Origin of the sequence: Corallococcus sp. BB11-1 (assembly GCF_026626625.1) — a bacterium.
GTDB classification, from domain to species: Bacteria; Myxococcota; Myxococcia; order Myxococcales; family Myxococcaceae; genus Corallococcus; species Corallococcus soli.
Map to the genome: position 1 here is coordinate 131,537 of NZ_JAPNJY010000039.1, position 25,317 is coordinate 156,853.

Annotated in this window: 22 protein-coding genes; 6 read left to right on the forward strand and 16 right to left on the reverse strand. The window is 72.2% G+C overall.

Annotation, left to right across the window (positions count from 1 at the left end):
* Positions 1 to 10: 10 nt before the first annotated feature.
* The 6 genes from OV207_RS33105 to OV207_RS33130 all read right to left on the reverse strand — a co-directional run bounded on the left by OV207_RS33105 (position 11) and on the right by OV207_RS33130 (position 5,393).
* Positions 11 to 661 carry a GNAT family N-acetyltransferase gene (locus OV207_RS33105; protein ID WP_267559110.1) on the reverse strand — a complete coding sequence of 217 codons (651 nt, stop codon included), beginning with the start codon at positions 659 to 661 and terminating at the stop codon, positions 11 to 13.
* A 48-nt stretch (positions 662 to 709) separates the two neighbouring features.
* Positions 710 to 2,230: an RNA polymerase factor sigma-54 gene (rpoN, locus tag OV207_RS33110; RefSeq protein ID WP_193346792.1), complete on the reverse strand. Its 1,521-nt coding sequence runs from the start codon at positions 2,228 to 2,230 to the stop codon at positions 710 to 712.
* Positions 2,231 to 2,482: 252 nt separating this feature from the next.
* Complete coding sequence (gene lptB, locus OV207_RS33115) at positions 2,483 to 3,229, reverse strand: LPS export ABC transporter ATP-binding protein (RefSeq protein WP_267559111.1); 747 nt, start codon at positions 3,227 to 3,229, stop codon at positions 2,483 to 2,485.
* Positions 3,226 to 3,867, reverse strand: a complete 642-nt coding sequence (locus OV207_RS33120) for an LptA/OstA family protein (RefSeq protein ID WP_267559112.1) — start codon at positions 3,865 to 3,867, stop codon at positions 3,226 to 3,228. The genes lptB and OV207_RS33120 overlap by 4 nt, the downstream gene beginning before the upstream one ends.
* Positions 3,864 to 4,415 (reverse strand): hypothetical protein, encoded by a 552-nt coding sequence (locus OV207_RS33125; RefSeq protein ID WP_267559113.1) that lies wholly within the window; start codon positions 4,413 to 4,415, stop codon positions 3,864 to 3,866. The genes OV207_RS33120 and OV207_RS33125 overlap by 4 nt, the downstream gene beginning before the upstream one ends.
* Before the next feature lie 12 nt (positions 4,416 to 4,427).
* The gene (locus OV207_RS33130) at positions 4,428 to 5,393 is read right to left on the reverse strand and encodes a lysophospholipid acyltransferase family protein (RefSeq protein ID WP_267559114.1); all 966 of its coding nucleotides are present in this window, start codon (positions 5,391 to 5,393) and stop codon (positions 4,428 to 4,430) included.
* Between the two features lie 18 nt (positions 5,394 to 5,411).
* On the opposite strand from OV207_RS33130, the gene astB reads away from it, so the two are divergent.
* Positions 5,412 to 6,734, forward strand: a complete 1,323-nt coding sequence (astB, locus tag OV207_RS33135; protein WP_267559115.1) for an N-succinylarginine dihydrolase — start codon at positions 5,412 to 5,414, stop codon at positions 6,732 to 6,734.
* Between the two features lie 134 nt (positions 6,735 to 6,868).
* Positions 6,869 to 7,399, forward strand: a complete 531-nt coding sequence (locus OV207_RS33140; RefSeq protein ID WP_267559116.1) for an aminoacyl-tRNA deacylase — start codon at positions 6,869 to 6,871, stop codon at positions 7,397 to 7,399.
* Positions 7,400 to 7,415: 16 nt separating this feature from the next.
* Here OV207_RS33140 and OV207_RS33145 read toward each other — a convergent pair whose 3' ends face one another.
* Entirely contained in the window at positions 7,416 to 10,046 is a 2,631-nt protein-coding gene (locus OV207_RS33145) for an O-antigen ligase family protein (RefSeq protein WP_267559117.1), read from the reverse strand.
* Between the two features lie 184 nt (positions 10,047 to 10,230).
* Here OV207_RS33145 and OV207_RS33150 point away from each other — a divergent pair, with 184 nt between their 5' ends.
* Positions 10,231 to 10,506 carry a hypothetical protein gene (locus tag OV207_RS33150; RefSeq protein ID WP_193346784.1) on the forward strand — a complete coding sequence of 92 codons (276 nt, stop codon included), beginning with the start codon at positions 10,231 to 10,233 and terminating at the stop codon, positions 10,504 to 10,506.
* 56 nt (positions 10,507 to 10,562) lie between these two features.
* On the opposite strand, the gene OV207_RS33155 is transcribed toward OV207_RS33150, so the two are convergent.
* The 7 genes from OV207_RS33155 to OV207_RS33185 all read right to left on the reverse strand — a co-directional run bounded on the left by OV207_RS33155 (position 10,563) and on the right by OV207_RS33185 (position 19,127).
* A complete protein-coding gene (locus OV207_RS33155; RefSeq protein WP_267559118.1) occupies positions 10,563 to 11,750 on the reverse strand; it encodes an acyltransferase family protein in 1,188 nt (395 codons plus the stop codon).
* Between the two features lie 2 nt (positions 11,751 to 11,752).
* Positions 11,753 to 13,051 (reverse strand): UDP-glucose dehydrogenase family protein, encoded by a 1,299-nt coding sequence (locus OV207_RS33160; RefSeq protein WP_193346782.1) that lies wholly within the window; start codon positions 13,049 to 13,051, stop codon positions 11,753 to 11,755.
* Between the two features lie 106 nt (positions 13,052 to 13,157).
* Entirely contained in the window at positions 13,158 to 14,129 is a 972-nt protein-coding gene (locus tag OV207_RS33165; RefSeq protein WP_267559119.1) for a nucleotidyltransferase family protein, read from the reverse strand.
* 71 nt (positions 14,130 to 14,200) lie between these two features.
* Complete coding sequence (locus OV207_RS33170) at positions 14,201 to 15,232, reverse strand: nucleotidyltransferase family protein (protein ID WP_267559121.1); 1,032 nt, start codon at positions 15,230 to 15,232, stop codon at positions 14,201 to 14,203.
* Positions 15,229 to 16,716, reverse strand: a complete 1,488-nt coding sequence (locus OV207_RS33175) for an MraY family glycosyltransferase (protein ID WP_267559122.1) — start codon at positions 16,714 to 16,716, stop codon at positions 15,229 to 15,231. Before OV207_RS33175 ends, OV207_RS33170 begins: the two co-directional genes overlap by 4 nt.
* Positions 16,717 to 16,800: 84 nt before the next feature.
* Complete coding sequence (locus tag OV207_RS33180) at positions 16,801 to 17,949, reverse strand: glycosyltransferase family 4 protein (RefSeq protein ID WP_267559123.1); 1,149 nt, start codon at positions 17,947 to 17,949, stop codon at positions 16,801 to 16,803.
* A gap of 8 nt (positions 17,950 to 17,957) precedes the next feature.
* Positions 17,958 to 19,127, reverse strand: coding sequence for an acyltransferase family protein (locus OV207_RS33185; RefSeq protein WP_267559124.1), 1,170 nt, complete (start codon positions 19,125 to 19,127; stop codon positions 17,958 to 17,960).
* Positions 19,128 to 19,280: 153 nt separating this feature from the next.
* On the opposite strand from OV207_RS33185, the gene OV207_RS33190 reads away from it, so the two are divergent.
* Positions 19,281 to 20,432 carry an acyltransferase family protein gene (locus OV207_RS33190; RefSeq protein ID WP_267559125.1) on the forward strand — a complete coding sequence of 384 codons (1,152 nt, stop codon included), beginning with the start codon at positions 19,281 to 19,283 and terminating at the stop codon, positions 20,430 to 20,432.
* Positions 20,433 to 20,458: 26 nt separating this feature from the next.
* Here OV207_RS33190 and OV207_RS33195 read toward each other — a convergent pair whose 3' ends face one another.
* Complete coding sequence (locus tag OV207_RS33195) at positions 20,459 to 21,484, reverse strand: ROK family protein (RefSeq protein ID WP_267559126.1); 1,026 nt, start codon at positions 21,482 to 21,484, stop codon at positions 20,459 to 20,461.
* Positions 21,485 to 21,700: 216 nt separating this feature from the next.
* Here OV207_RS33195 and OV207_RS33200 point away from each other — a divergent pair, with 216 nt between their 5' ends.
* Positions 21,701 to 23,203 carry an oligosaccharide flippase family protein gene (locus OV207_RS33200; protein WP_267559127.1) on the forward strand — a complete coding sequence of 501 codons (1,503 nt, stop codon included), beginning with the start codon at positions 21,701 to 21,703 and terminating at the stop codon, positions 23,201 to 23,203.
* Entirely contained in the window at positions 23,200 to 24,384 is a 1,185-nt protein-coding gene (locus OV207_RS33205; protein WP_267559128.1) for an acyltransferase family protein, read from the forward strand. The genes OV207_RS33200 and OV207_RS33205 overlap by 4 nt, the downstream gene beginning before the upstream one ends.
* Positions 24,385 to 24,401: 17 nt before the next feature.
* Here OV207_RS33205 and OV207_RS33210 read toward each other — a convergent pair whose 3' ends face one another.
* Positions 24,402 to 25,310, reverse strand: a complete 909-nt coding sequence (locus tag OV207_RS33210; protein ID WP_267559129.1) for a glycosyltransferase family 2 protein — start codon at positions 25,308 to 25,310, stop codon at positions 24,402 to 24,404.
* Positions 25,311 to 25,317 lie beyond the last annotated feature (7 nt).

Below are 25,317 nucleotides of genomic sequence, written 5' to 3' on the forward strand. Positions count from 1 at the left end.
CGTGACCCTATCACCCCCGCGTCAGCAGTCCGCGAAGCCGCTCCCTCACCAGGGGCCACTCCGTGTCGAGCACGCTGTAGTACGCGCTGTCGCGCACGGTGCCGCCGCGCACCAGCATGTGGTTGCGCAGGATGCCCTCGAACGTGGCCCCCAGCCGCTCGATGGCGGCACGCGAGCGCACGTTGCGCCGGTCGGTCTTCAACTGCACGCGCATCACCGCCAGCGTCTCGAACGCGTGGCGGAGCAGCAGGAACTTGCACTCGGTGTTCACCGGCGAGCGCCACACCCGCCGCCCCAGCCACGTGGAGCCGATTTCGAGCGTGCGGTGCCCGCGCTGTATCTCCATGAAGCGCGTGGTGCCCACGACGGCGCCGCTCGCGCGCTCGCAGATGGCGAAGGGCTGTTCGGAGCCGTCCACCGCGGCCCGGAGCGCGGTGGCCACGTAGTCCGCCACGTCGTCCTGCGTGCGCAGCACGCGCGAGAAGTGCGCGAACAGCTCCGGCTCGCAGAGCGCCGCGAGCGCGGGCACGTGGGCAGTGGACAGGGGAACGAGCCGCACCGCCGTCCCCTCCAGGGTGACGGGCGGGACGACCAGCGGCAGCGGCTCCCGGAAGGGAGCCTGGGCATCGCCGGCAGGGGCGGAAGGGGTCACGGGATCCATGGCCCCCTTCATGCCCCAAACCGGCCCTGGCGTGCAGGGCCGGCGGCGCTAGTAGTAGCGCTTGCGCTTGCTGCTGGGGAGGATGCCCAGCACCTCGCGGTACTTGGCCACCGTGCGCCGGGCGATTTCGGTGCCCTGCGAGCGCAGCAGCTCGACAATCTTCTGGTCCGAGTACGGGTTGCGCGAGTCTTCCTGCGACACGAGCTGCTTGATGTGGTGCTTCACGGCCTCGCTGGCCGTGTCCTCGCCGGACACGCGCGCGATGGACGAGTTGAAGAAGTACTTCAGCTCGAAGATGCCCTGCGGCGTGTGGACGTACTTGCTCGTGGTGACGCGGCTCACGGTGGACTCGTGCATGCCGATGTCCTCCGCCACGTCGCGCAGGATGAGGGGCTTCAAGTGCGCGATGCCCTTGTCCAGGAAGTCCTTCTGGAACTTCACGATGCTCTCGGTGACCTTGTAGATGGTCCGCTGCCGCTGGTGGATGGAGCGGATGAGCCACATCGCGCTGCGCAGCTTGTCCTGGATGAAGTCCTTCGTCTGGCCGGGGCTCACCGCGCCGTTCTTCAGCGCGTTCCGGTACATGCCGGAGATGCGCAGCTTGGACAGGCCGTCGTCGTTGAGGACGACGGTGTAGTCCTCCTCCCCCAGCTTGTAGACGAAGACGTCGGGGGTGATGTACTGCGCGTCGTCCCCGCTGAAGTTGCGGCCCGGCCGCGGGTCCAGCTTGGGCAGGAGCTTCGCCGCCGCCACGACCTCTTCCAGGGTGACCTTGAGGTCCTTGGCGATGGCCGGCAGGTTCTTGGATTCCAGGTACTTCATGTGCCGCTTGATGATGAGCCCCATCAGCGCGGCGTTGGGGTCCTTCATCGCCTGGAGCTGGATGAGCAGGCACTCCTGGAGGTCGCGCGCGCCACAGCCGCGGGGCTCCAGGTTCTGGATGCGGCGCAGGGTGCGCTCGGCGACGTGCATGGGCACGTCCGCCTCGTTGGACAGGCGGATGAGCGGGTCGCCCTCCACGTCCGGGAGCTTGAGGTAGCCGTCGTCGTCCAGGTTGCCCAGGATGAGCACCGCCACGCGGCGCTCGGCCTCGTTGAGCCGCAGCGTGCCCAGTTGCTCCTGGAGGTGGTCGACCAGGTCCTCCTTCTTCACCATGTTGGCTTCGAACGACGGCAGGTCGTCCGTGGCCACGTTGCCCTTGTTGGAGGCGGTGGTGGGCTCGTTGAACTGGTAGCTGTTGAGGTAGGCCTCCCAGTCGATTTCCGGCGGGCCTTCCCCGTCTGCCTTGAATTCCTGGGCAGTTTCAGGATTGGCGGACGGCATGTCGCCGTCGCGGACGGCCTCGGCGTTGTCGGCCTCCAGGGAGGCCTCGCCCGGCTCCTTCTCGCTCACCTCGCCCGGCATGCCCTCCTCGGGCTGCTCCAGGAGCGGGTTCTGCTCCATCTCCTCCCGGACCTGGTCCAGGAGTTCCATCCGAGAGAGCTGGAGGAGCTTGATGGCCTGCTGCAGCTGGGGCGTCATCACCAGTTGCTGCGCGAGCTTCAGGCTCTGTTTGAGTTCCATCGCCATGTGGGGGCGTCTCCAGAAGACGTGCGTGCCGACTCGATGGGGGTTCCCATCAAGGACCGTGCCAACCTAACAAGGCGATCCGGCCACGTCCAGTGCCCCTGCGCATGGTTCTTGATTTGCAGTGTGAAAAATCCGCAAGAAATCCAGAAGGTTGCCGCAAGCCCCGCCTGCTCGCCCTGTGTTCAAACGTCGACGCAAAAGCGGGGCCAACTTCACCCGGAGCATCTGGAGACGCACGGAGCGTCCGGACGCTCAGGGGGACTGGAGACGGAACCGGTCTCCCAGGTAGACGGCGCGCGCCCGTGCGGACCCGGCGATCTGCGCAGGGGTCCCCTCTTCGAGAATCTGACCCTGTGCGATGATGTAGGCCCGGTCACAGATGCCCAGGGTGTCCTGGACGTTGTGGTCGGTGATGAGGATGCCCAGGCCCCGCTCGCGCAGCAGGTGGATCTGCCGCTGGAGGTCGCCCACGTTGATGGGGTCCACGCCGGCGAAGGGCTCATCGAAGAGGATGAAGCGGGGGGCGGGGATGAGGCTGCGGGCGATTTCGGCCCTCCGGCGCTCGCCGCCGGAGAGCGTCTCCCCCCAGGACTCGGCGACGTGGGTGAGGCCGAACTCCCCCAGGAGGGCGTCGGCGCGCTTCTTGCGGTCGGCGCTGCCCAGGCCCTTCTGGAGCTCCAGCACGGCCAGGAAGTTCTCGCGCACCGTGAGCTTGCGGAAGACGGAGGCCTCCTGGGGCAGGTAGCCCACGCCCCGGCGCGCGCGGCGGTGCATGGGCAGGTGGGTGAGGTCCTCGTCGCCCACGCGCACCCGGCCGGCGTCCGGCGTCACCAGCCCCACCACCATGTTGAAGCTCGTCGTCTTGCCGGCGCCGTTGGGGCCGAGCAGGCCCACGACCTCACCGGGGGCGACGTTGAAGGAGACGTCCCGCACCACCTGGCGGCGGCGGAAGGCCTTCTGGAGCCCCTCCGCGTACAACCGGGCCGCAGGTGCGCTCATGGGGTGGTGCCTCCCGGCGCGGGGGCGGCCCCCGGCTTCGGCGCGGCGGGCGCCTTCCTGCGGGCGCCGGGGGTGGCGGTGGAGGTCGGGGACTCCACGAGGATGCGGGCGTTCTCCACCTCCACGCGCTCGTTGCCCAGGATGAGGCGCACCTTGGTGCCGGAGACGTAGGTGTTGCCCTGGCGGGCCTCGGGCGAGCCCGTCACCACCAGGACGCCGGAGGGGACGTCGTAGTCGGCGCGCTCGCCCCGGGCCTGCCGGTCGCCGTCCACGGCGCGCACGTTGCCGGAGCACACCACGCGCGTCACCTGGCGCGGCTGGTTGTAGTAGGCGGTCATCTTGTCGCAGCGGATGTCCATGGTCTGGTGCTTCACCCGCACGTTGCCGGTGAGCACCGCCTGGGCCCGGTCACCGGTGACGTGGTCCGCGGACAGGTCCACCGGGTTCTGCAGGTTGCTGGGGGCCAGCGACACGCCCGGCGCGGGGAGCGGCGCGGGGGGCGCGGCGGGGGTGGCGGGCTTGGGAGCCTGGGCCGCCCTGGCGGGCGCTCCCGCGGCCGGGGCCGGGCCCGCGGGCTTCGCGGCCTGGGCGGGCGTGGGCTGGGCCAGGAACAGCGCCATCACGAGGAACTCAATCACTGCGTGGCTCCACCCAGCACGGTTTCGACCGCGCCCTCGAAGGTGAACGTCTCATCCGGCGCGGACAGCACGAAGCGGTCCGCGCGCATCTGGTAGTCGGGGCCCTGCACCGTCACGCCCTCCTCGCCATGGGCCCGCTGCGTCGTGGCGTCGTAGGTGAGCCTGGGTGTGCGCGCCACCATGCCGTCCCCGGTGCGCACGACGACGCCTCCGCGACCCACCCACTGTCTGGACGCGAGGCTGCCGTCCATATTCGGCGCGGTGATGACGGTGTCGCCCGCCATGGGCAGGGGCGAGCCCTCCGCTCCCTCGCCGGGGGGCAGGCGCATCACCACCTCCTGGGCCTGCACCTCGCCGCCCGCGCGCCGGTAGTTCACGGTCCGGGCGGAGCCGGACACCACCAGCTTCTCGCCCTCGAACGTGCGCAGGCGCGCGCCCTCCAGCACCACGTCCGGGCGCGGTTCGGTGGGGGCGCCCTCGGCGGGACGGCGCGGCGCGCAGGCGGTGGCGAGGAGTCCCAGGCAGCTCAGGGCAAGCAGACGCGACACGGGTCTTCCTTATCACCGCCCCGGCGCGGACGCTGCGTCGGGAAGGGCCGGGGAACTGTCCTCTGGGGGCGCCATGACGGGCCGCGTCTTCCAGCGCTGGTGCATCCACACCCACTGTTCGGGGGCCCGGCGGATGGCGGCCTCGATGCGCTGGGACAGGGCGGCGGTGAGCGCCTGGACGGCCGCCTCGCGCTCCGCGGCCTCCGGCGCGGGGACCTCCTCCATGGTGAGCCGGTAGCCCGCGCCCTCGCGCTGGCAGAAGCCCACCACCACGGCCGCGCCGGTGCGCAGCGCCAGGTCCGCCGCCGCGCGCGGGGTGGCGGCCAGCTCCCCGAAGAAGGGCACGAAGACGGACTGCACCCTGGTGTCCTGGTCGATGAGGATGCCCAAAATCTCCCCGCCGCGCAGGGCCCGGAGCATGGCCCGGGCCGCGCCCTCCTGGCCGCGCCAGATGCTGCGCACCCCGCCCCGGGCCCGGAAGTCCTCCACGAGCGCGGTGAGGCGCGGGTCGCTGGTCTCCTTCGCGATGCTCTGGCTGGGGTAGCCCGCCTTCGCCACGCGCCGGGCGAGCAGCTCCCAGTTGCCCACGTGGCCGGAGACGAAGACGACGCCCCGGCCCTTCGCGAGCGCGGACTCCAGCACCTGACGGTCCCCGTCCGGCCAGGACACCAGGGTCTCCAGCCCGGCCTCCAGCGCGCGCGTGGAGGCCACCTCCAGGGCGGCGGCGGCCAGGTGGCGGAAGGCGCCCCGGGCGAGCGCTTCACGCTCCGCGTCGCTCCGTTCAGGAAACGCGCGGGCGAGCGACTTGAGGGCCTTGCGCCGCTCGCCGCCAGCGATGGCGTAGGCCCAGCCGCCCAGCGTCATGCCCAGGGCGCGCGCGGTTCCCAGCGACAGGAACTGGAGCAGGCGCAACATCCCGGCGATGAGCAGGTAGCGCAGATGCCGCTTCAGGCGCTTTGTTAAGGGGGGACGCTCCACGACGCGTCTCCATATCCCATGCGCGAATACAACTTCGACGGCCTCATTGGTCCCACCCACAATTACGCCGGCCTCTCGCCCGGCAACCTGGCGTCACAGACCCACGGGGGCCAGCCGAGCCAACCCCGGGCGGCGGCGCTCCAGGGGCTGGAGAAGATGCGCTTCGTGTCGGAGCTGGGCGTGGGGCAGGCGGTGCTGCCGCCCCAGCCGCGCCCGTCCCTGCGCACGCTGCGCGCCCTGGGCTTCACCGGCTCCGACGAGGAGGTCATCACCCGCGCCGCGCGCGACGGCGAACACCTGCTGCGCCTCACCTCCAGCGCCTCCGCCATGTGGACGGCCAACGCGGCCACCGTCGCGCCGTCGGTGGACACGGCGGACGGACGGCTGCACCTGACGCCCGCGAACCTCACGCAGATGTTCCACCGCGCCATCGAGGCGGACACCACGCACGCGGTGCTGCGCGCCATCTTCGCGGACGCGAAGCACTTCCAGGTCCACGCCCCGCTGCCGGGCGCGGCGCACTTCGCGGACGAGGGCGCGGCGAACCACACGCGCCTCTTCACGCCCGGGCACAAGGCCGTGCACCTGCTCGCCTGGGGCCGCAGCGCGTGGCAGGACGTGAAGGGGCCCCAGCGCTTCCCCGCGCGCCAGACGCTGGAGTCCAGCCAGGCCCTGGCGCGGCTGCACCAGTTGGATCCGGCGCGGGTGCTGATGCCCCAGCAGCATCCGGACGGCATCGACGCGGGCGCGTTCCACACGGACGTGCTCGCGGTGGGCAACGAGCGCTTCCTCATGCTGCACGCGCTGGCGTTCGTGGAGCACCCGGCGCTCCTGGCGTCGCTGCGCGAGAAGCTGGGCGAGGCCTTCCGCTTCATGGTGGCGACGGACGACGAGCTGCCGGTGAAGGACGCGGTGAAGGCCTACCCGTTCAACTCGCAGGTGCTGTCGCTGCCGGATGGCACCATGGCCATCATCGCCCCCATCGAGAGCCGCGAGACGCCCACCGCGCGCGCCTTCCTGGAGCGCGTCGTCGCCGGGGACAACCCGGTGAAGGCGGTGCACTACCTGGACGTTCGACAATCCATGAACAACGGCGGAGGCCCGGCGTGCCTGCGCCAGCGCATCTCCCTGACGGACGCGGAGCGGGCCGCCATCACCGCGGACGTCTTCTACTCGCCCGCCCTCCACGAGGCCCTTGCCGCCTGGGTGCGCCGGCACTACCGCGAGGCGCTGCGCCCGGAGGACGTGAGGGATCCGCTGCTCGCGCGCGAGACGATGACCGCGCTCGATGAGCTGACGCGCCTCTTGAAGCTGGGCAGCGTGTACGACTTCCAGCAGTAGGCGGAAGGCACCGCGCCTGCCTGCCCTCCGTCCCACCGGGCGGGGGCAGGCCCCCACGGCCTCCCTGGCCCATGTCGAGAATGGCCGCCTGCGTCGTCCGGACACACCTTGAACGGTAAGGAGGTGAGGTCCTCATGATCCCCATTGCCATCCAGCAATACCTCCGGCGCCATCGCGTCCCCTTCGAGCGGTATGCCCACGCCCGGGCCGTGACCGCGCCGGAGCTGGTGGAAGTGCTGAACGTGCCCGGCTGGCGCGTGGCGAAGTCCGTCATCGTGAAGGCGAACCGACAGCCATGGATCGTCGTCGTGCCCGCGCTCGCGTCCGTGGACCTGCACAGGGTCCGTGACACGTTGGGCGTGCACACCGTCCGGCTCGCCACCGAGCCCGAGTTCGTCGACCACTTCCCTGGCTGTGAGCCCGGCGCGGAGCCGCCCTTCGGGGAGCTGTATGGCCTGCCCGTGGCCGTGGACGAAACGCTGAGCCTCAACGAGCGGGTGTTGTTCCGCGCGGGCTCGCACGAGGAGGCCCTGGAGCTGCGCTTCCAGGACTTCGCGCGCCTGGAGTGGCCGCTGGTCGCGTCGTTCATCCAGCCCATCGCGCAGGAGCGCGGCAAGCAGGACCCCTACACCTCCTCGCTGGAGGACTCGGGCGCCTCCGCCTGACTGCCCGGGGACGCCGTCAGGGGACGGGGGAGTCGCTGACCGCCTCCGAGCGGCGCAGGTACTGTTCGCGCTCCTGCGCCTTCGGATCCTCCACCCGCTCCTGACGACGTGCGTCCACCCGTGCACGCTCGTGGGCCTCCAGCCGCACCGCCCATGCCTCCGCCTCCGCGCGCCGTGAGCCTCCAGGGGGCATGAGCCGCAGGCCTTCGTGCACCGAGCGCGCCGCCGCGTCATAGCGCGCCAGCTGCTCCTGGAGACGGGCCACCGCGAAGTGGCTCTCCGGAGCGGGCAGCAGTCCCGCCACCGAGCGCCGCTGCTCCAGCGCCCGGGCCAGCAGCCCCTCGCGCTCGAAGCAATCCGCCTCCAGGGAGAGCAGGCGCGCGCGCTGCTGGAGGTTCGTCAGGAACGGGGCCACCGCGGCCAGCGTGTCCCGCGAGCGCCGCGTCAGCCCCGCCTCCTGCTGCCGCGAGGCGAGGGTGAAGGCCAACTCCACGTCATGCGGGAAGCGCTTCGAGAGGGCCTCCAGGGCCTGGAGCGCTTCGGCCGCCCGGCCCTGCGCGCGCCACACGTCCGCGCGCAGCAGGTGCGTGCCCAGGGCATCCGGGGCCCGCCGCTCCACCTCCGCGCACGCCGCCGCCGCGGCCTCCAGCTCTCCCTGCGCCAGCCGGCCGCGCACCTCCTGCATCCACAGCGCCGTGGCCTCGGGGCGGCCCTCGAAGTGCTCGCGCGCCCAGACAAGCCACGCCAGCCCCAGCGCGCGGCGCTCGGGCACGCCGAGCAGGGCCATGGCCAGCTCCGTGGCCTGTCCGGGAGCGTCGGCCGTGAGGGTGGCGACCTCCTCCGGCGTGCGCGCCAGGGGCAGCGCTTCACCCAGCAGCACGCGCGTGTCACCGGCTTCGTACGCCAGGCGGTACTCCAGGAAGCCCTGCGCGCGCCGGCCCAGGTGCACCAGGGCCCGCGCCGCCACGCGGTGCGCCGGTCCATCCAACGGCCGCAGGTACAGCACGTGGTTGACGAAGCCCAGGGCGTCCTTCGCCCCCGCCGCCCCGTCCCCCAACGCGGCCACCGCCACCAGCCGGTACAGCAGGTAGTCCGCCGGGTGCACGTCGATGAGCGACAGCCCCAGCGCGCGGACCTCCGCGCCGGGCGCACGGGCCGACACGCGCTCGGCGAGCCGGGCCTCCGCGTCCGCCATCCTCCGCCCTCCCGGCACGAGCGCGACGAGCATCACCGCCGTGAGCCCCGACGCCAGCGCCAGCGCCGGCACGGTGGGCAGGGGATGGGTGCGGGTGCTCCGCGCGAACAGGCGCTCCGACTCACGCGGACGCGCCACCGCGCCCAGGACCACCGCCACCGCCACCGCGCACGCGGGCAGCTCCAGGCTGAAGTCGAAGAGGTTGTGCAGCGCCAGCGCCGCCACGCCCGACAGCACCGCCAGCTCCACGGGCCCGTGGCCCTCGCGCCGCACCAGCCCCACGAAGCACCAGACGCCCAGCAGCCCCAGCAGCAGCCCCGGCGCGCCCCACTCCGCCGCCACCTGGAGCACCGCGTTCTCCGGGTGCGTGAAGGTGTTGGGGTTGGGTTCGGTCTGGTAGCGCGGGAACGCGGCCTCGAACGCGCCCCGCCCCATGCCCAGCACCGGGAAGGCCCGGGCCGCGCGGGCCATCATCGGCCAGGGCTCCACCTTGCCGCGGCGCAGGGACTCCACGCTGTCCGCCGTGCGCGCCTCCGCCCACAGTTGATCCGCCGCCAGGTACGCGCCCACCGACAGCGTCGTCAGCAGCCCCAGCAGCACCGCCGCGCCCCGGCTCCAGGAGGGCCTCGCGGGCGTGCGCGCCTCGCGCCGCTGCTTCGCCAGCCACGCGGCGAGCAGCACCTGCCCGAAGACGAAGAACACGATGCCCGCGCGCGACAGCGACAGCAGCACGCCCGCGCCGGACAGGAGCGCCGCCACCGCGAAGGGCGTCGCGCGGGAGCGCGGCTGCTTCGACAGCGCCAGCCCCACCGCCACCGTCGCCGCCAGCCCCAGGAAGCCCGCCAGGTGGTTGGGGTTGCCGAACGGCGTCACCAGCGGCGGCCGCGCATGCACGTACGCCCGCAGGCCGAACAGCGTCTCCACGTTGAAGAGCGCATGCCCCAGGCCCACCGCCGCCACCGCCGCGCCCGTGAAGGCCAGCACCGACAGCAGCCGCTGGCGCGACGTCCGGGAGCGACACACCTGCGCCGCCGCGAGGAACGTCAGCAGGTACGCGCCGTGCTTCGCCAGCTCCCGCCACGTCGCGGAGGGCTCCAGCGACACCGGCCGCCAGCCCGTGAGCCCCAGCGGCACGAGCACGTCCTCGCGCAGCGCCGCGGCCTCCGGACTCACCCACCCGAGCAGCGTCGGCGGCAGCGGCACCAGCTGCGATGCGCACAGCAGCACGCCGCCCACCAGCGGCACGGCCAGGAAGGGAATCCTGGGAGTCTGGCCCTGCCGCCGCGCGCCCACCACCGCCAGCACCGCCGCCAGCCCCGCCAGGAGGCTCAAGGGCCAGGACACCCATGGCGCCGCGCCGCCCAGCGCCACCGGGCCCAGCACCAGCAGCGCCGCGAGCGCTGCCTCGGCGGACAGGGTGTACCGGGAGACGCGGCGGGACTCGGGAGCCATGCGGGAGGCACGAGTATGTCATGCCCTCCCCGGAAGCCGCCGAAGCCCGCCTTTCAATCAGGGGAGATGTCGCCCGGTCGCCTCCTTCCCGGACGCGGCCCGGGGCCGTCATGGACCGTCGAATGAGCCGGCGCGCCGGGACATCGCTTGCATCCGGAGACCCATCTGGCATCGTCCCCAGCCCATGCGTCGCCTCCTGCTCACCGCCGCCGTTCTCTGCGCCTCCCTCTCCGGACTCACCGCGTGCAAGACGAGTTGCCGCGAACTGTCGGAGAAGCTCTGCGAGTGCGCCTTGAACTCGGTGGAGAAGCAGCTCTGCCAGCAGCGCGCCGCGGACGAGGAAGCCCGCGTGGAGCCCACCGCGGAGAATGAAATCGTGTGCGAGGCGAGGCTCGAGGGCTGCGACTGCCGCACCATCGAGACCGAGGAAGGCAAGAAGGCCTGCGGCCTCGCCCGCTGAGCGCCGTCCGCTGAGCGCTGGAAACCTCCGGGGGCCCTTGGAGCCCCCGAAGCGCGTCAGGCCCCTGGCGCCACGCGGGCCGGCACCGGCGCCCCGCCATCCACCCACGGCTGGAGCCCGCGCTTCACCCGCGAGCGCCACGGCGTCTCCACCCAGCGGTGCACCGCCAGCGACGCGGGCACCAGCAGCGCCAGCAGCACCGCCAGGAAGCGCCAGGGCGACGACAGGTCCACGCGCGTCTCCAGCCAGTGCACCAGCTCACTGATGGGGTACTGGAGCAGGTACAGCGCGTAGCTGGCCCCACCCAGGTGCACCAGCCACGGCCGCGCGAGCACGGCCCCCAGCGGACCGCCGCCGCGCGCCAGCCCGTACACCAGCAGCGCGGACGCGGGCGCCAGCAGCGCGTTGTGCATCAGCGGGTAGGGGATCCGCCCGCCCAGCGCGAAGCACACGAGCAGCAGCGCCGCGCCCGCCCCCGCCATCACCGCGCCGGAGCGGGGAGTCGCGGCGTCAGCGCCCTTGCGCTCGCGCACGAAGACGAGCCCCAGCAGCACGCCCAGCAGGAACTCCGGCAGGCGCAGCAGCGGGTTGAACTTCAACACGGCCAACCAGAAGCCCTCGGACGCCGCATCCAGCGGGCCCGGGCCATCCGGCCGGAAGAGGACATAGAGCACCGGCGGCGCGAGCCCCAGGGCCCACACGCCCGCGAGCGCCACCTTCATCCGCGCGCCCCTGAAGCCCTCCAGCCTGCGCCCCAGCGAAGGGAACACCCCGTAGAAGAACGCCTCCACCGACACGGACCAGGCCGGCGGGTTCCAGTACAGCGCCAGCTTGGGCACCCACGCCTGGAGCAGCGCCAGCGTGGTGAAGGCCGCGGTGCCCAGCTTCGCGGTGGCCACGGGCAGCGAGTTCACCGCCAGCGAGCGCCCCATGGTGGGCGCCGCGGACAGAAGGAACGTCAGCAGGAACACCGGGTAGACGCGCGCCAGGCGGGCGCTCCAGAAGGAGCGGGATGGCGCCTGCATCCGGCCCTCGGCGTCCACGTAGTTGTACGCGAGCACGAAGCCGGACAGCAGGAAGAACACGCCGACGGACGCGTAACCGGAGGCCACCGTGTGGACCATCCACTCCGGCGCCCACCCCGTGAGGCAGGGGGTGCCGAAGTGGAAGAGCACCACGTGGAGGGCCGCCAGGAAGCGCAGCCCCGTGAGGGCATCCAGCGAAGCGCCCGTCTTCTGCGACATCGCTAGCGACGCCCGATGCCGAAGTAGGTGAAGCCCTGCTCGCGCATGCGCGCGGGCTGGAAGATGTTGCGGCCGTCGAAGACGACGGGCGACTTCATCAGCGACTTCATGCGCGCGAAGTCCGGGTGGCGGAACTCGTTCCACTCGGTGACGACGAACAGGCCGTCCACGCCCTCCAGCGCGTCGTAGGGCAGCTCCGCGTAGCGGATGCGGTCGCCGAAGACGCGCTTGGCCGCGTGCGACGCCACCGGGTCATGGGCAATCACCTGCGCGCCCTTGCCGATGAGGCCCTCGATGACCTCGATGGACGGCGCCTCGCGCATGTCGTCCGTCTTGGGCTTGAACGCCAGGCCCCACACGCCGAACTTCTTGCCCTCCAGCGTGCCGTAGTGCTTCACGGCCTTGTTCACGAGCAGCTTCTTCTGCCGCTCGTTGGTGCGCTCCACCGCGCGCAGCAGGTCCAGCTCCAGGCCGTACTCGCGCGCCGTCGTGACGAGCGCCTTCACGTCCTTGGGGAAGCAGGAGCCGCCGTAGCCCACGCCAGGGAAGAGGAACGGGTAGCCGATGCGCTTGTCCGCGCCCAGGCCCTTGCGCACGAAGTCCACGTCCGCGCCGACCTTCTCGCAGAGCGCGGACACGTCGTTCATGAAGGAGATGCGCGTGGCGAGCATCGCGTTGGCCGCGTACTTCGTCAGCTCCGCGGAGCGCGTGTCCATGAAGAGGATGGGGTTTTCGGTGCGCACGAAGGGCGCGTACAGCTCGCCCATGATGTTCCGGGCGCGCTCCGTGTCCGCGCCGATGACGACGCGGTCCGGCTTGAAGAAGTCGTCCAGCGCGGCGCCCTCCTTGAGGAACTCCGGGTTGGAGACGACGTCGAACTCCACGCTCGTCACCTTCGCGATGGCCTCGCGCACCTTGTCCGCGGTGCCCACCGGCACGGTGCTCTTGTCCACCACCACCGTGTACTGCTTGATGGCGCGGCCCACCGCCTGCGCCGCCGCGATGACGTACTGGAGGTCCGCTTCGCCGCTCTCACCCTCGGGCGTGCCCACCGCGATGAACACGGCCTGGGCGTTCGCCACGCCCTCCGCCAGGTTCGTCGTGAACGTGAGGCGCTTCTCCTTCACGTTCTTGCGGATCAGCTCCTCCAGACCCGGCTCGTAGATGGGAACCTGCCCATCCTGGAGCATGCGGATCTTCCGCTCGTCGATGTCCACGCACGCGACGTCGTTACCGGAGTCCGCGAAGCAGGTGCCCGCGACGAGTCCGACGTAGCCCGATCCGATGATGGCAATACGCATTCTTGAAAGGTCCTGGGTTTTCGACAGGTGGCGTCACGAACTTCTACGCCGACCCGCGCACCGAAGGAAAGCCCAGGGGCGCTGAACGCCGAGCGACCGGACAGGCTTATCGCCCTGTGAGGAGGCGTCGCAACCGGTCCACGCCCCGCAGGGCAGACGCACGTCCGGGGGTGCTCACTGGACCCACCACCCCCCGGTCCAGAAGCTCCCGGGTCGCCCGCCGCAGCGGGGGCATGGCGGCGGTGGCCTGCGCCGCCGCGTCCGGGAACAGCCGCGCGACGATGGACAGCGACGTGTACAGCGCGCGCTCCAGGCCGAACGCCTCCGCGCGCTCCAGCAGGGCGGGCACGTCCATGGGTCGCGAATACACGCCGCCCATCCAGGTGGCGCCGGTGATGAGCTCGCGCAGGTCCACGTAGGACAGCCACGGCACGTCGTAGCCGTGGTGGGCCTGGTCCAGCGCGGTGAGCAGCAGCACGTCCTCCAGCTCCGGGCGGAACACGGACGCGCCGTAGACCTTCATGGGTCGGGCGCGGTCGAAGATGCCGGCCAACTGCTCACGTCGGCTCGCGCCCAGCACGTCCGAGTACAGGTAGATGGGGGTGCGCCCGTCGGACACCACGCGCGCCGCGCCGCTGTTCGTCGTGTCCGTCTCCGGGACGAACTCGTGGTTGGACAGGTAGCCGGCGAAGCCGTCCACGTCCAGGCGGCGCACCAGCACCTGGATGTCCAGCACGGGGCGGAAGCCCACGTGGGGGTAGAGCGCCTCCGCGAAGGCGGCGCCGCCCAGCAGCAGGATTTTGCGGCCCTCCAGCTGGTCCACGATGCGCTTGAAGTGGACCAGCTTCATCACGTTGTCGTTCACGGAGCCGGTGTAGATGGACATCATCCGGTCGCGGGCCCACTCGGGCGCCTCGCCCCCACCCAGCCGGTACTCCAGGTTGTACGCGGCGAGCGGCGCCAGCCCCTGGGAGATGGCCCAATCGACGTAGGCCTCCCAGGGCGCACCCCGAAGCTTTCCGCGCGGGGGCTCGAAGGAGGACAGGACCCGGAAGGTATCGAGGAGGCTGGGCGCCATGGTGCGGCACCTTTAATGGTCAGGACCCATCCGCCGCAATGACCGTCTTGCTCATGGTCCTGCCGTGCACGCTACCCGCCGCGTGCCCAGCGCCCGCGCAGCCGGCGCAGCGCGTAGCGCGCCATGGGCCGGGCCCGGGGCGCCAGCGCGAGCTTCGCGGCCACCCAGGCGGGCTTGTTGCGGGCCAGCGCCGCGTCCAGCAGCCGGGGCCCGGAGAACAGCCGGGCCGCCAGCGCGCGCTGCCACACGGGCGGAGCCAGGGCCTGGAGCACGCGCTCCGGCACGGGCGCCCCCAGCAGCCGGTGCGCCGCGTCCCACGCGTACCACGCCAGGTGGGGCAGGCCCGTCTCCCGCGCGCACGCCACCACCCCGTCCCAGTCAAGGTGGGGCTTCGCCCGCGCCAGCAGCTTCAAATCGAACAGCCACGCCAGCCGCTGGAGCAGGTGGTTGGAGGCGTGGAGGGCCAGGTACACGGCTTCATCCTCCGCGCGCAGGTAGCGCACGCGCAGGCCGTCCAGCTCCGCGTCCTGCGCGCGGGCCACCAGCGCGTCGCCCTCCAGCGCCTGGCCGTAGCCGGCGAGCGCCCGGTAGTGCAACTCCACCAGCCCCGCGGGGCCGGTGAGCTCCAGGTGGTGCGTGTCGTCGCGGTCCCCGCCGCTGGCCCGCACCGTCAGGCCCAGCCCTTCGAGCGCGTGCACCGCGCACGGCACCTGCGCGCGCGCCACGAGCAGGTCCACGTCCGTCGTCGCCCGCTGGAGCGGCTCCGGGTACAGCCTGCGCGCAAGGCCATAGCCCTTGAGCAGCACCGGCACCACGTCCACCGCCGCCAGGGCCTCCACGCCGCGCACGAGCAGCGTCCGCACCCCCATGCCCCGGGCCGCGCCCGCGCGCGCTTCACGGCGCAGCAGGGCGTGGGCCTCCTGCGGCAGGGCCGTGCCCGCGCGGGACAGCGCGTGTTCGACGAAGCCCGCGAGGCCGTGGCGCACGGCGGCCTTCACCAGCGCGTCCGCTTCCTCCGGCGGCACGGGCGTGGCGGGGGCTTCCGGCCAGGCCTCCAGCAGCGTCAGCAGGGCCAGGGGCGCGAGCGGACGCACGGGGCTCACCGCCGCAACGCGATGACGCGCTTGGGCTCGGCGGCCTCCAGGGCCGCGAGCTGCGCGGTGCGCTCGGCCACCGCGTCCGCGACCACCTCCAGCGCCAGCTCCTCGTCGCGGTCGATGGCGTCCCGCCCGTCGCGCCAGCACAAGAGCAGCGTGCCGAGCAGGGCCTCTCCGTCCTTCACCTCGACGCGCACCTCCAGCGGGGAGGAGGCGCCGGCCTCCGGGCGCTGCGACTCGAAGACGACGCCCTCCGTGTCCTGCTCATGCGGGCGGCGCAGGCGCAGCTCCTGCCGTGCCGCGTCCAGGCCCTGCGCCAGGGGGCGCAGCGCGTTCCACACGTCCTGGAGCGAGCCCGCCGAGCGCACCGCGCCGGTGACGGACTTCACCAGCGTGCGCAGCTGCTGGTTGCGCTGGCGCGTCTGCTGGACGGCGCCCGCGTGGCGCATGTCCAGGTAGCCCAGCTTGCGCATCAGCACCACGATGACGACGCCCATGCCGCTGAGCAGCAGCGCGCTCTGGACGCTGTTGGCGAAGTGCAGCCCCAGCGCGGTGAGCATGAAGAGCATGCACAGCGCGTAGAGCACCAGCACGGTGGAGCGGTGGGTGAGCAGCAGGCGGCTCATCAGCCGGTGGTGGATGTGCTCCTTGTCCGCGCTGAACATGGGTCTGCCCAGCAGCGAGCGGCGCACCATGGCCAGCAGCGTGTCGATGATGGGCAGGCCCAGCGCCATCACCGGCACGAGCAGCGCCACGGCGGTGCCGCTCTTCGACGACGTCTTGATGGACACCGCCGCGAGCACGAAGCCCAGGAACATGCTGCCCGTGTCCCCCATGAAGATGGAGGCCGGGTTGAAGTTGAACACCAGGAACCCGAGGATGGCGCCCGCGAGCGCCGCCATCAGCAGGCACAGCAGCACGTCCCCGCGCATCAGCGCGAGCAGGAAGTGGGTGCCCACGCCGAAGAACGCGACGCCGCCCGCCAGCCCGTCCAACCCGTCGATGAGGTTGAGCGCGTTGATGACGCCCACCACCCACACCACCGTCAGGGGCAGGCTCAGGAGCCCCAGCGACAGCTCCGCGCCAAAGGGGTTGGCCAGCACCTCGATGCGGAAGCCCAGCGCGTACAGCCCCAGCGCCACCGCGAGCTGCACGGAGAACTTCAGCTTCGCGCCCGCGCCCTTGCGGTCATCGTAGAATCCCAGCACCGCGATCACCGCGCCGCCCAGGAAGAGCCCCAGGATGAGGTCCGTCTGCGCGCGGAACTGGAGGCCCACGCCCGAGTCCACGAGGAACAGCGCGCACAGCGGCGCGAAGAAGCCGCCCACGATGCCAATGCCCCCCAGCCTGGGGACGGGCCGCACGTGCACCTTGCGGCTGGAGTTCGTCGGATCCAACCACCCCCACGCCAGCGCGCGCTCGCGGACGATCCACGTGAGCGCCAGCGCCACGAGGAGCGAAACCAGGAAGGCGGCGAAGAAGGTGGTCATGCGGGCGGCGTCTACCCCATCGTGGCTGCCAGCGGTGCAACGCGTCAACGGCCTGACATTCCCAGGCTGGAACGACGCGCCTGCCTACTTGCTGCCAGCAGCCCGGACACGCAGGGCTTCTTCGTAGAGCGCGCAGGTCCGCGAGGCGATGTCGGACCAGGTAAGTCCCTGGACCTCCGCCTGGGCCGCGCGGCGCAGGGCGTACCGCCTGTGTGGATCCGCCGCGAGTTCGCGCACCGCCGCCACCAGCGCGTCCACGTCCCCGATGGGCACCCGCAGGCCCGTGCGGCCGGGGTGCACGATGGAAGGGGCCACGCCCACCGGGGTGGCGATGGGCACGAGGCCCGAGGCCATGGCCTCCACCAGCGCCATGCCATGGCCCTCCGTGTGGCTGGGGAAGAGGATCACCTCTTCCTGCGCGAGCAGGCCGGGCAGCGTCGCGTGGGCGTAGTGCGGCACCACGCGCAGCAGGGACTGGAGGTGCGGAGGGAAGGCGGCGCGGACCTGGGGCTCGGGGGTGCCGGTGCCGTACAGGGTCAGCGTGAAGGGCAGGCCCAGCGCGTGAAGGCGGATCGCCGCGGCGATGACGTCCTCGCGGCCCTTGAGCTGGATGAAGGTGGCCACGGTCGCGAGGCGCAGGGGGCCCTCCGCGAGCGGCGGCGGCAGGGGGAGCCCGTGGAAGGCCTCCCCGAGCCCATGCGGGATGACGCTCAGCTTCGACGCGGGGATGCGCAGCCGCTCACGCGCGTAGGTGGCGTCCTCCGCGTTGAGGAGCACCGCGTGGTCCGACAGGCGCAGCGACCACGCCACCTCCTGGAGACGGAAGCCGCCGTGGTACAGCGGGTACTTCCAGCTCAGGTGCAGCTTGCCCTCGCGGGCGTCGCCCCGGAGTCGTTCGGAGAGGGTGTGCTCCAGGCCGTGGCTGCGCGTGATGAGCGCATGACGGCTGGACGCGCCGGGACGTCCGGCGCGCGCCCAGGGCCACGAGTCCCCGGTGGTGACGTCCAGCACGTCGTAGTCACGCGCCACGCGGGTGAGGTGCGCGGCGAGCTTCCAGGGGAAGCGGACGCCATGCAGCGCGGTGTAGTGCTCCTCACCGGGCCAGGCCTCGCTGTAGCTGTAGTAGTCCACCGTGCAGCCCTGGGCCTGGAGCGCGCGGCCCAGCGCGAGCGTCACGCCGGGGGCGCCCATGTCCTGGGTCAGCGGATGGTGGATGGCCAGGAGCACGCGCATGGAGGGCTTCATAGCAGGCCGCTGGAGGCGGACAGGGGAATGCGACGAGGCCGCGACCACCGGGCCCGGATCCAGCGCCGCGCGGGCTCTTCCAGCCACGAGAAGACGGCCAGCGACAAGAGCACGAACGACGTGATGGCCAGCAGGCTGTAGCCCCACGGCGCATGGCGCTCCAGGCCGACCCCGGACAGGCGCTCCGCCGTGCGGGCATAGAACGCCAGCGGGATGTGGAGGATGTAGAGCGCGTAGCTGGCCTCGCCCAGGCGCACCACGGGGGCTCGCGAGAGGAAGGCCGCGAGCGGACCGTGCCCGCGCGCCAGCGTCCAGATGAGCCAGGCGAACACCGGGGTCAGCGCCAGATCCCGGAAGGCCCAGGCCGGGCCCGACCACGACACCGTGAGCAGCCCCAGCGCGAGCCCCGCCGCCATCAGGCTCCCCGCGGATGAGCCCGCCGCCTGCTCGCGGCGACGCAGCACGAAGGCGCGGCCCAGCACCACGCCCAGCAGGAACTGCGGCAGCTTGAGCAGCGGTGAGTATTCGCCCACGCGGAGCCAGGTCTCCCGGTGCACGGCGTCGCCCGAAAGCCACCCGTCCCCCACAAGCCACAGTCCGTACAGCAGCGCCGAGACCGCGACCAGCGCAACGCCGAACCCGCGCAGGCCCTTCGGGCCGAGCCGGGCCACGGGCACGGCCAGCACGGGGAAGAGCAGGTAGAAGAAGGCCTCGACGGACAACGACCAGCCCGGGCAGTTCCACGCGCAGGCCGCGGACGGCACCCATGCTTGCGTGAGGCTCACCACCGCGGCGCCCACGCCGAGGATGTGCTGGAGCGACGCCAGGGTGGTTCCCCCGTCCTGTCGCAACACGGCCAGGAAGAAGGCCGGCGCCTCCAGCATCAGGCCCAGCAGGTAGACGGGATAGACGCGGGCGAAGCGCGCCACCCAGAACGCGCGCCGGGGCACCGGACCGGGCGACGGCTGCCCCAGATACGCCTGGGCCAGCACGAAGCCTGACAGGATGAAGAACAGGGTGACGCTCGCCGGACCGTTGTCGAGGAGAACGCCCAGCCACGCGGGCCGCCCCTCACGCGGCGTCACGTGGAAGGCCACGACGTGGAGTGCGGCGAAGAAGCGGAGTCCGGTCAGTGCCGGGAGCGAGGGGCGCGGCGCGACAACCATGGCGGAAGGGCGCGAGTATGCGCTCCCGCTCACGAGCCCGGCAACCGCGACGCAGCGCGGAGCCACCCCGCGGTGGGTCGGCACACGGGCGGACGAGCACCTCGTGGGCATTGCCGCGTGCGAACGCGTATGGGACACAATGCGCTGGCCCCCATGGCGCTCTCCCCTTCCCTCCCCGCGCCCGCATCGATGGATCCGTTCGCATCCCCGGAGCCCGCGCGGACGGTGCGCAGGGATGGACTGGACGTGCTGCGGGCCGTCGCCATCCTCTCGGTGCTCGCCTTCCACGCGCCCGCGAACGCGCGCGAAGCGCTGCCCGCCTGGGTGCGCGCGGGCTTCGGCCAGGGGTGGATTGGCGTGGACCTGTTCTTCGTCCTGTCGGGCTACCTCATCGGCCGGCAGGTCTTCGGCCCGGAGGAGCCCGGCGGCCTGGGCGCGAACCTGCGCACCTTCTGGACGAAGCGGTGGATGCGCACGCTGCCGCTGTACTTCATCGTCCTCGCCGCGTACGCGCTGAAGCCGTGGGTGTTCGGCACGCCGTTCGTCGGCGGAGGCTGGCACTACGCGCTCTTCCTCCAGAACTTCACCGACCTGCGCGACTTCGAGCAGAGCTGGTCGCTGTGCGTGGAGGAGCACTTCTACCTGCTGCTGCCGCTCGCGGCGTTCGGGCTGGGCGGTCGCAGGTGGCCGGCCCCGACCTGGCTCGTGCCCATCGCCGTGAGCCTGCTCCTGCGCTTCTTCGCGCGGTCCACGCTTCCGGAAGGACTGGACGCGTCGGAGGTCTGGGTGCGGTTGCAGTGGCCCACGTTCCAGCACCTGGACGGGCTCTGCGCGGGCGTCTTCCTGGCCCGGACGGCTCCGACGTGGCAGCGCTGGCCCGCGCGGGCACGGGCCCTGTGCGGGGTGCTGGGGCTCGCGACGGTGGTGGCGATGCTGGGCGTGTGCGTCCCCCGGCTCCAGCAGCTGGGCGGCGTCTGGCTCATCACCGGGCTGGCGGTGGGCTTCAGCGGCCTGCTGGTCGCGATGGAGTCCCTGCGCCTGCCGACGGCGGTGCGGTGGCCGGTGTACCAGGTGTCGGCGCTCTCCTACGGGGCCTATCTGTGGTTCGGTCCCATCGTGCGCGTCTTCGAGCGGCGGGGCATCGCGGGGCCTCCGGCGCTGACGCTGCTGGCCTTCCTGGCGGCGACCCTCGCGGTCTCCTGGGTGACGTACCAGGCGGTGGAGCAGCCGTGCTTGCGGCTGCGGGACCGACTGCTGGCGCGGTTCAAGGAAGCACGCCGGAGCGTCACCGCCCTGGGCGGCTGAGTCCACGGCACCAGCAGGGACGCCCCCTACATCTGCGGGCCCGCGAGCAGCGCCGCGCCGATGGCGCCGGACAGGTCGCCCAGCTCCGCCACGTGCATCGCGGGCTTGCGCTCCGTGATGAACAGGTGCGGGTGCATGGCGTCGGCGATGCGGTCCACGAAGGGTGCCCCCAGCCGCGACCCCAGCCCCCCGCCGAAGATGACCGCCTCCACGTCCAGCAGGTTGATGACGGACGCGATGGTCATGCCCAGCATTGCCACCGCGCGGTCGATGAGCTCCGTCGCCAGCGGATCCTTCTCCTTCAGCGCCCGCGCCCAAACGCCGCTCGACAGGCGCGTGCGCCCCTTGTCGCGCATGATGTCGAAGAGGATCGTCTTCCTGCCCTTCTTCACCGCGGCGTGCGCCTTGCGTTCCATGGACGCCCGGCCCGCGTAGGCCTCCAGGCAGCCTCGCCGGCCGCAGCCGCACCGCGCGCCGCCGGGCTTCACCACCATGTGGCCAATCTCTCCGGCGGAGCCCTGACCGCGCCACGGCACGCCGTTGAGCACCAGCCCTCCGCCCACGCCCGTACCCCACCACACGCCCAGGATGGAGCGGTAGTTGCGGCCCGCGCCCAGCTTGTACTCGGCCGCGACCGCGACCTGCACGTCGTTGCCCATCACCACCCTGCCGCCCACGAGGTCGCCCAGGTCCGAGGCGATGGGATACGGCGCGTCCCAGCCACCCGCCACGTTGCCCGTGCGCGCGAGCGTGCCGCTGTTCGCGTCCACCGACCCGGGCGCTCCCACCCCCACGCCCGCGAGCTTCGAGGGTTCGGTGCCCGCCGTCTGCGCCGCCTCGCCCAGCGTGCCATACAGCTCCTTCACCACCTGGCCCGGCCCCCCGCTGACGGGTGTCACGTGGCGGGCGCGGCCCAGCACCTCGCCGCGCGCATCCACGACGACCGCCTCAATCTTGGTGCCCCCCAGGTCGATGCCTCCCCAGATGCGAGCCCGGTCGTGCGACGACCCCTTCTCCGCCCCGTGTCCGTTCTTCGCTGAAGTGTCGGCCATGCCCCGCGCCCCCGTGGCTTCGCGGCACCGCTGGCCGCACCCAGGCAATCTGCACAGCCCGGGCTTCCTCCGGTGCCACCACGCCCAGCACCCCCGCGGCTGCCCGCCCGCCCCCCGGGACGGCGAACAGGCCCCGGGTTCCGGAGCGCGAAGGCGCCTCCTTCCACCGGCCCCTGTTCGCCGGACGCGGGGCCGCATATACGCTCACGCCCTTCCATGAGCAGTCCCTCCACCTCCGCACCGGAGCTGGGCACCTCGGACGTGAAGGTCCGGGCCCAACGCTCCATCGTCGCCCTGGGCCTCCGGACGCTCGGCTCCCTGGGCCTGCGCGTGGTGAGCTCGCTCGCCCTGTCGCGCCTGCTCTTCCCGGGGGACTACGGCGCCTTCGCCATCGTGGCCTTCACCGCCGCGATGGGCGCGTACCTGGGCGACCTGGGCCTCAGCGCTTCGCTGGTGCGCCAGCAGCACGAACCCACCGAGGACGAGATCAGCACCGCGTTCTGGAGCCACCAGGCCTTCACCGTCGCCATCGTGGCGGTGCTGCTGGGGCTCGCGCCGATGCTCGCGGGCGCCTATGAGCTGGGGCCCACCGGCCCGCTCATGGTGAGCGCCGTCGCGCTGGGGCTGTTCTTCCACTCGCTGCGCGTCATCCCCATCATGATGCTGGAGCGCAACCTCCACTTCCCCGCCATCGCGCGCGCGGAGCTGGTGGAGAGCGTGGCGCAGACGGCGGCCACCATCGGGCTCGCCGCGCTGCACCTGGGCCCGTGGGCGCTCATCGGCGGCGGCCTGGTGCGCGGCGCGGTGGGGCTGGGGATGCTGTGGGCCGCGGCGTCGTGGCGTCCGCGCGGCAGCGTGCGGTGGGCCATCGTCAAGCGGCTGCTCGGCTTCGGCATCTGGTTCCAGCTCACCGGCATCGTGCCCGCCATCCTCAATGGCTGGGTGCCGCTCGTCGTGGGCCGCATGGAGGGCAAGGACGCGGTGGGCCTGGTGAACTGGGCGTGGGCGCTGGCCTCCGTGCCGCTCGCGCTCAGCGGCGTGCTCAACCGCGTGGCGTACCCCGCGTACAGCCGCATGCAGCAGGACGCGGAGGGGCTCGCGGAGTACCTGCGCACCTCCATCCGCCGCATCAGCGCGGTGCTCTGCATCATCGTGCCCTTCGGCGTCATCGCGCTGCCGTTCCTCATCCCCACGCTCTTCGGCGAGCGCTGGAGCCCGGCGTCCGCGCTGGTGCAGTGGTTCATGTTGGAAGGCGCGATGCAGGCGGTGCACGGCCTGCTGAACTCCCAGCAGTACGCCAGCGGCCATGCGCGGGAGCGGGTGTACGTGCTCATCGGCTCCAGCCTGCTGCGCTGCGGCCTGGGCGCGCTGGCGGTGCTGCACTGGGGCATCGTGGGCATTGGCGTCACGGCCACGGCCATCACGCTCACGGAGCTGTGCCTGAGCGCGTGGCTGGTGGCCCGGCGCAACCCGCACCTGTCGGGCCTGGAGTTCCAGGTGATGGAGCCATTCCTCACGGTGGGCGCGCTGCTCGCGTTCGCGGTGGGGCTGTCGCGCTTCGCCATGGGCCAGCACGGGCTGCTCGTGCAGGCGCTGGTGGGGACCGGGATGCTGGCGGTGCTGGTCCTCGCGCGCGAGCGTTCGCGGCGGGGACTGTCCCTCGTGGGTGAGGTGCGCGCCGTCGTGGCCCACGTCCGGGGACGGAAGGCCGCGCCGTGAGCAAGGTGGCCGAGCGTCCCGCGCTGCCCGCCCTCACCGGCCTGCGCTTCCTCGCGGCGATGGGGGTGCTGGCCTATCACTGCTACTGCGCGCCCTGCTCCCCCGTGCTGCCCCAGGGCCTGGGCCGGCTCATCGGCGCGGGCTTCTCCACCGTCAGCCTGTTCTTCATCCTGTCCGGCTTCATCCTCGCGTACACCTACCTGGAGGACGGCGACGGGATGCGCGGCACCTGGACCGCCTTCTACCGCGCGCGCTTCGCGAGGCTGTATCCGGTGTACCTCGTCTCCCTGCTGGTGGACGTGCCGCTGTTCGTGCGCGCCATCCACCAGGCATCCCCGCCAGCGGACGTGGGCGAGGTGCTGCGCATCAGCGGCGCGACGCTCACGCTCACGCAAGGGTGGCTGACGCTGCACCGGCCCACCTGGAACATCGTCGCGTGGACGCTGTCGGTGGAGGCGTTCTTCTACCTGCTCTTCCCGCTGGTGGGCCCGTGGCTGGCACGGCGGCGCTCCCGGGTGCTCGCGGGCCTCGCGGTCGGCGCGTGGCTGCTGGGCACCACGCCGATGCTCGCCGCCGACGCGGCGGCGCGGCTGCCGGAGACAGGCGGAGCGCTCGCGACGTTCCTCCGGGGCTGGGGGTTGATCTCCACGGAGGCCATCCCGCTCGCGCGGCTGCCGGAGTTCGTCATCGGGTTGTGCCTGGGGCTGGTGTTCTGCCGGCGCGAGCACCTGGCGGCTCGTGCGTGGGCCCGGACGGCGGCCTTCCTGCTCATCGGCGGTGGGCTCGCGGTGGGCCTGATGCGACTGCCGGGACCGCCATCGCCGCTGGTGCAGTCCGCGGTGATGGTGCCGCTGTTCACCGCGAGCATCTACCTGCTCGCGAGCGGGCTGGTGGGGCGCGGCCTGGGCCTGGGTACGCGGGGGATGGTGCTGCTGGGCGGCGCCAGCTACGCGCTCTACATGACCCACGGCTCGCTGATGAACTACGCGCTGGCATTGAACACGCGCACGCTGGGGATGCCCCACAACGTGCTCGCGCTGCTCGTGGCGCCCGTGGCCGTGGGCGTGTCCGTGCTCCTGTTCCAGCGCGTCGAGGAGCCCATGCGTCACCGGCTCCGGGCCCTGCGTCGTCCCCGCGCGGCCCCTCCGCCCGAGGCAGGACCGGGCGTCGCGGGGAGCTGAAGTTCCCGGCGCGTCCTTCAGCGCCGGGACCGGAGCGACGCCGCGAGCACCCACGGCGGGAACCCCAGCAGGTAGCGCCACCGGGGCACCACGCGGTGGAAGCGGAGCCCGCGTGCATAGAGGGCCAGGGCCTGACGGCTCCGGCCGTGCTCCAGCATCCAGTGCGTCACGTGTCGCAGCCCGAAGAGGAGCATCGCCAGTCGCGCACGGCGACGCGAGGCGCCTCCGGGATAGCTCCCGCGTCGCTCCTGCTCCAGGAGGAACAGCGTGCCTTCGTAGCCCCGGTCGAAGTCCCGCGAGGACGACTCCGCGTGCTGGCGATAGCCCAGCGTCACCGGCGACTCCACGTAGACGAAGCCGGGCTCGATGCCCAGGCGGTACAGCAGGTCATAGTCCTCGGCGCTGATCCGCTTCGCGCTGAAGCCCCCCACCCGGCGCAGCGCTTCGGTGCGCACGGCCACCGCGCACGCGGTGCGGACGAACGTCGCATCCGCGCTGGCCAGATAGTCCGCGAAGGAGCGCGCGATGAAGGGCACGGGCTCCAGGTCCGACAGCTCCCCGGGCGACTGGAAGGCGCGGGCCCGGCCCATCACCACCGTGGGGGCACCCTGCTCCCGGATGACCTGCTGGAACGTGGCCAGCGTCCAGGGCGGCCACAGGTCGTCGCTGTCGAGGAAGGCCACGTAGTCGCCCCGGGCCTCGCGGATGCCCAGGTTGCGGGCCACGCCCTGGCCCGCGTTGTCCTGACGGAACACGCGGATCCGGTGCCCGTAGCGGGCGAGCAGCGCGGACGTGCCGTCCGTGGAGCCATCGTCCACGACGAGGACCTCATGGTCCGTCAGCGTCTGGGCGAAGACCGAGGCCAGCGTCTGTTCCAGGAGCGAGGCCCGGTTGTAGGTCGGAATGACGACGGAGAAGAGGGGCATGCCGCGC

What these genes read in the sequence shown, in the direction of transcription:
- OV207_RS33105 (WP_267559110.1), bottom strand. Translation starts at nt 661, where the DNA reads ATGGATCCCGTGACCCCTTCCGCCCCTGCCGGCGATGCCCAGGCTCCC.
- rpoN (WP_193346792.1), bottom strand. Translation starts at nt 2,230, where the DNA reads ATGGCGATGGAACTCAAACAGAGCCTGAAGCTCGCGCAGCAACTGGTG.
- lptB (WP_267559111.1), bottom strand. Translation starts at nt 3,229, where the DNA reads ATGAGCGCACCTGCGGCCCGGTTGTACGCGGAGGGGCTCCAGAAGGCC.
- astB (WP_267559115.1), top strand. Translation starts at nt 5,412, where the DNA reads ATGCGCGAATACAACTTCGACGGCCTCATTGGTCCCACCCACAATTAC.
- OV207_RS33140 (WP_267559116.1), top strand. Translation starts at nt 6,869, where the DNA reads ATGATCCCCATTGCCATCCAGCAATACCTCCGGCGCCATCGCGTCCCC.
- OV207_RS33145 (WP_267559117.1), bottom strand. Translation starts at nt 10,046, where the DNA reads ATGGCTCCCGAGTCCCGCCGCGTCTCCCGGTACACCCTGTCCGCCGAG.
- OV207_RS33150 (WP_193346784.1), top strand. Translation starts at nt 10,231, where the DNA reads ATGCGTCGCCTCCTGCTCACCGCCGCCGTTCTCTGCGCCTCCCTCTCC.
- OV207_RS33155 (WP_267559118.1), bottom strand. Translation starts at nt 11,750, where the DNA reads ATGTCGCAGAAGACGGGCGCTTCGCTGGATGCCCTCACGGGGCTGCGC.
- OV207_RS33160 (WP_193346782.1), bottom strand. Translation starts at nt 13,051, where the DNA reads ATGCGTATTGCCATCATCGGATCGGGCTACGTCGGACTCGTCGCGGGC.
- OV207_RS33165 (WP_267559119.1), bottom strand. Translation starts at nt 14,129, where the DNA reads ATGGCGCCCAGCCTCCTCGATACCTTCCGGGTCCTGTCCTCCTTCGAG.
- OV207_RS33175 (WP_267559122.1), bottom strand. Translation starts at nt 16,716, where the DNA reads ATGACCACCTTCTTCGCCGCCTTCCTGGTTTCGCTCCTCGTGGCGCTG.
- OV207_RS33180 (WP_267559123.1), bottom strand. Translation starts at nt 17,949, where the DNA reads ATGCGCGTGCTCCTGGCCATCCACCATCCGCTGACCCAGGACATGGGC.
- OV207_RS33185 (WP_267559124.1), bottom strand. Translation starts at nt 19,127, where the DNA reads ATGGTTGTCGCGCCGCGCCCCTCGCTCCCGGCACTGACCGGACTCCGC.
- OV207_RS33190 (WP_267559125.1), top strand. Translation starts at nt 19,281, where the DNA reads ATGGCGCTCTCCCCTTCCCTCCCCGCGCCCGCATCGATGGATCCGTTC.
- OV207_RS33195 (WP_267559126.1), bottom strand. Translation starts at nt 21,484, where the DNA reads ATGGCCGACACTTCAGCGAAGAACGGACACGGGGCGGAGAAGGGGTCG.
- OV207_RS33200 (WP_267559127.1), top strand. Translation starts at nt 21,701, where the DNA reads ATGAGCAGTCCCTCCACCTCCGCACCGGAGCTGGGCACCTCGGACGTG.
- OV207_RS33210 (WP_267559129.1), bottom strand. Translation starts at nt 25,310, where the DNA reads ATGCCCCTCTTCTCCGTCGTCATTCCGACCTACAACCGGGCCTCGCTC.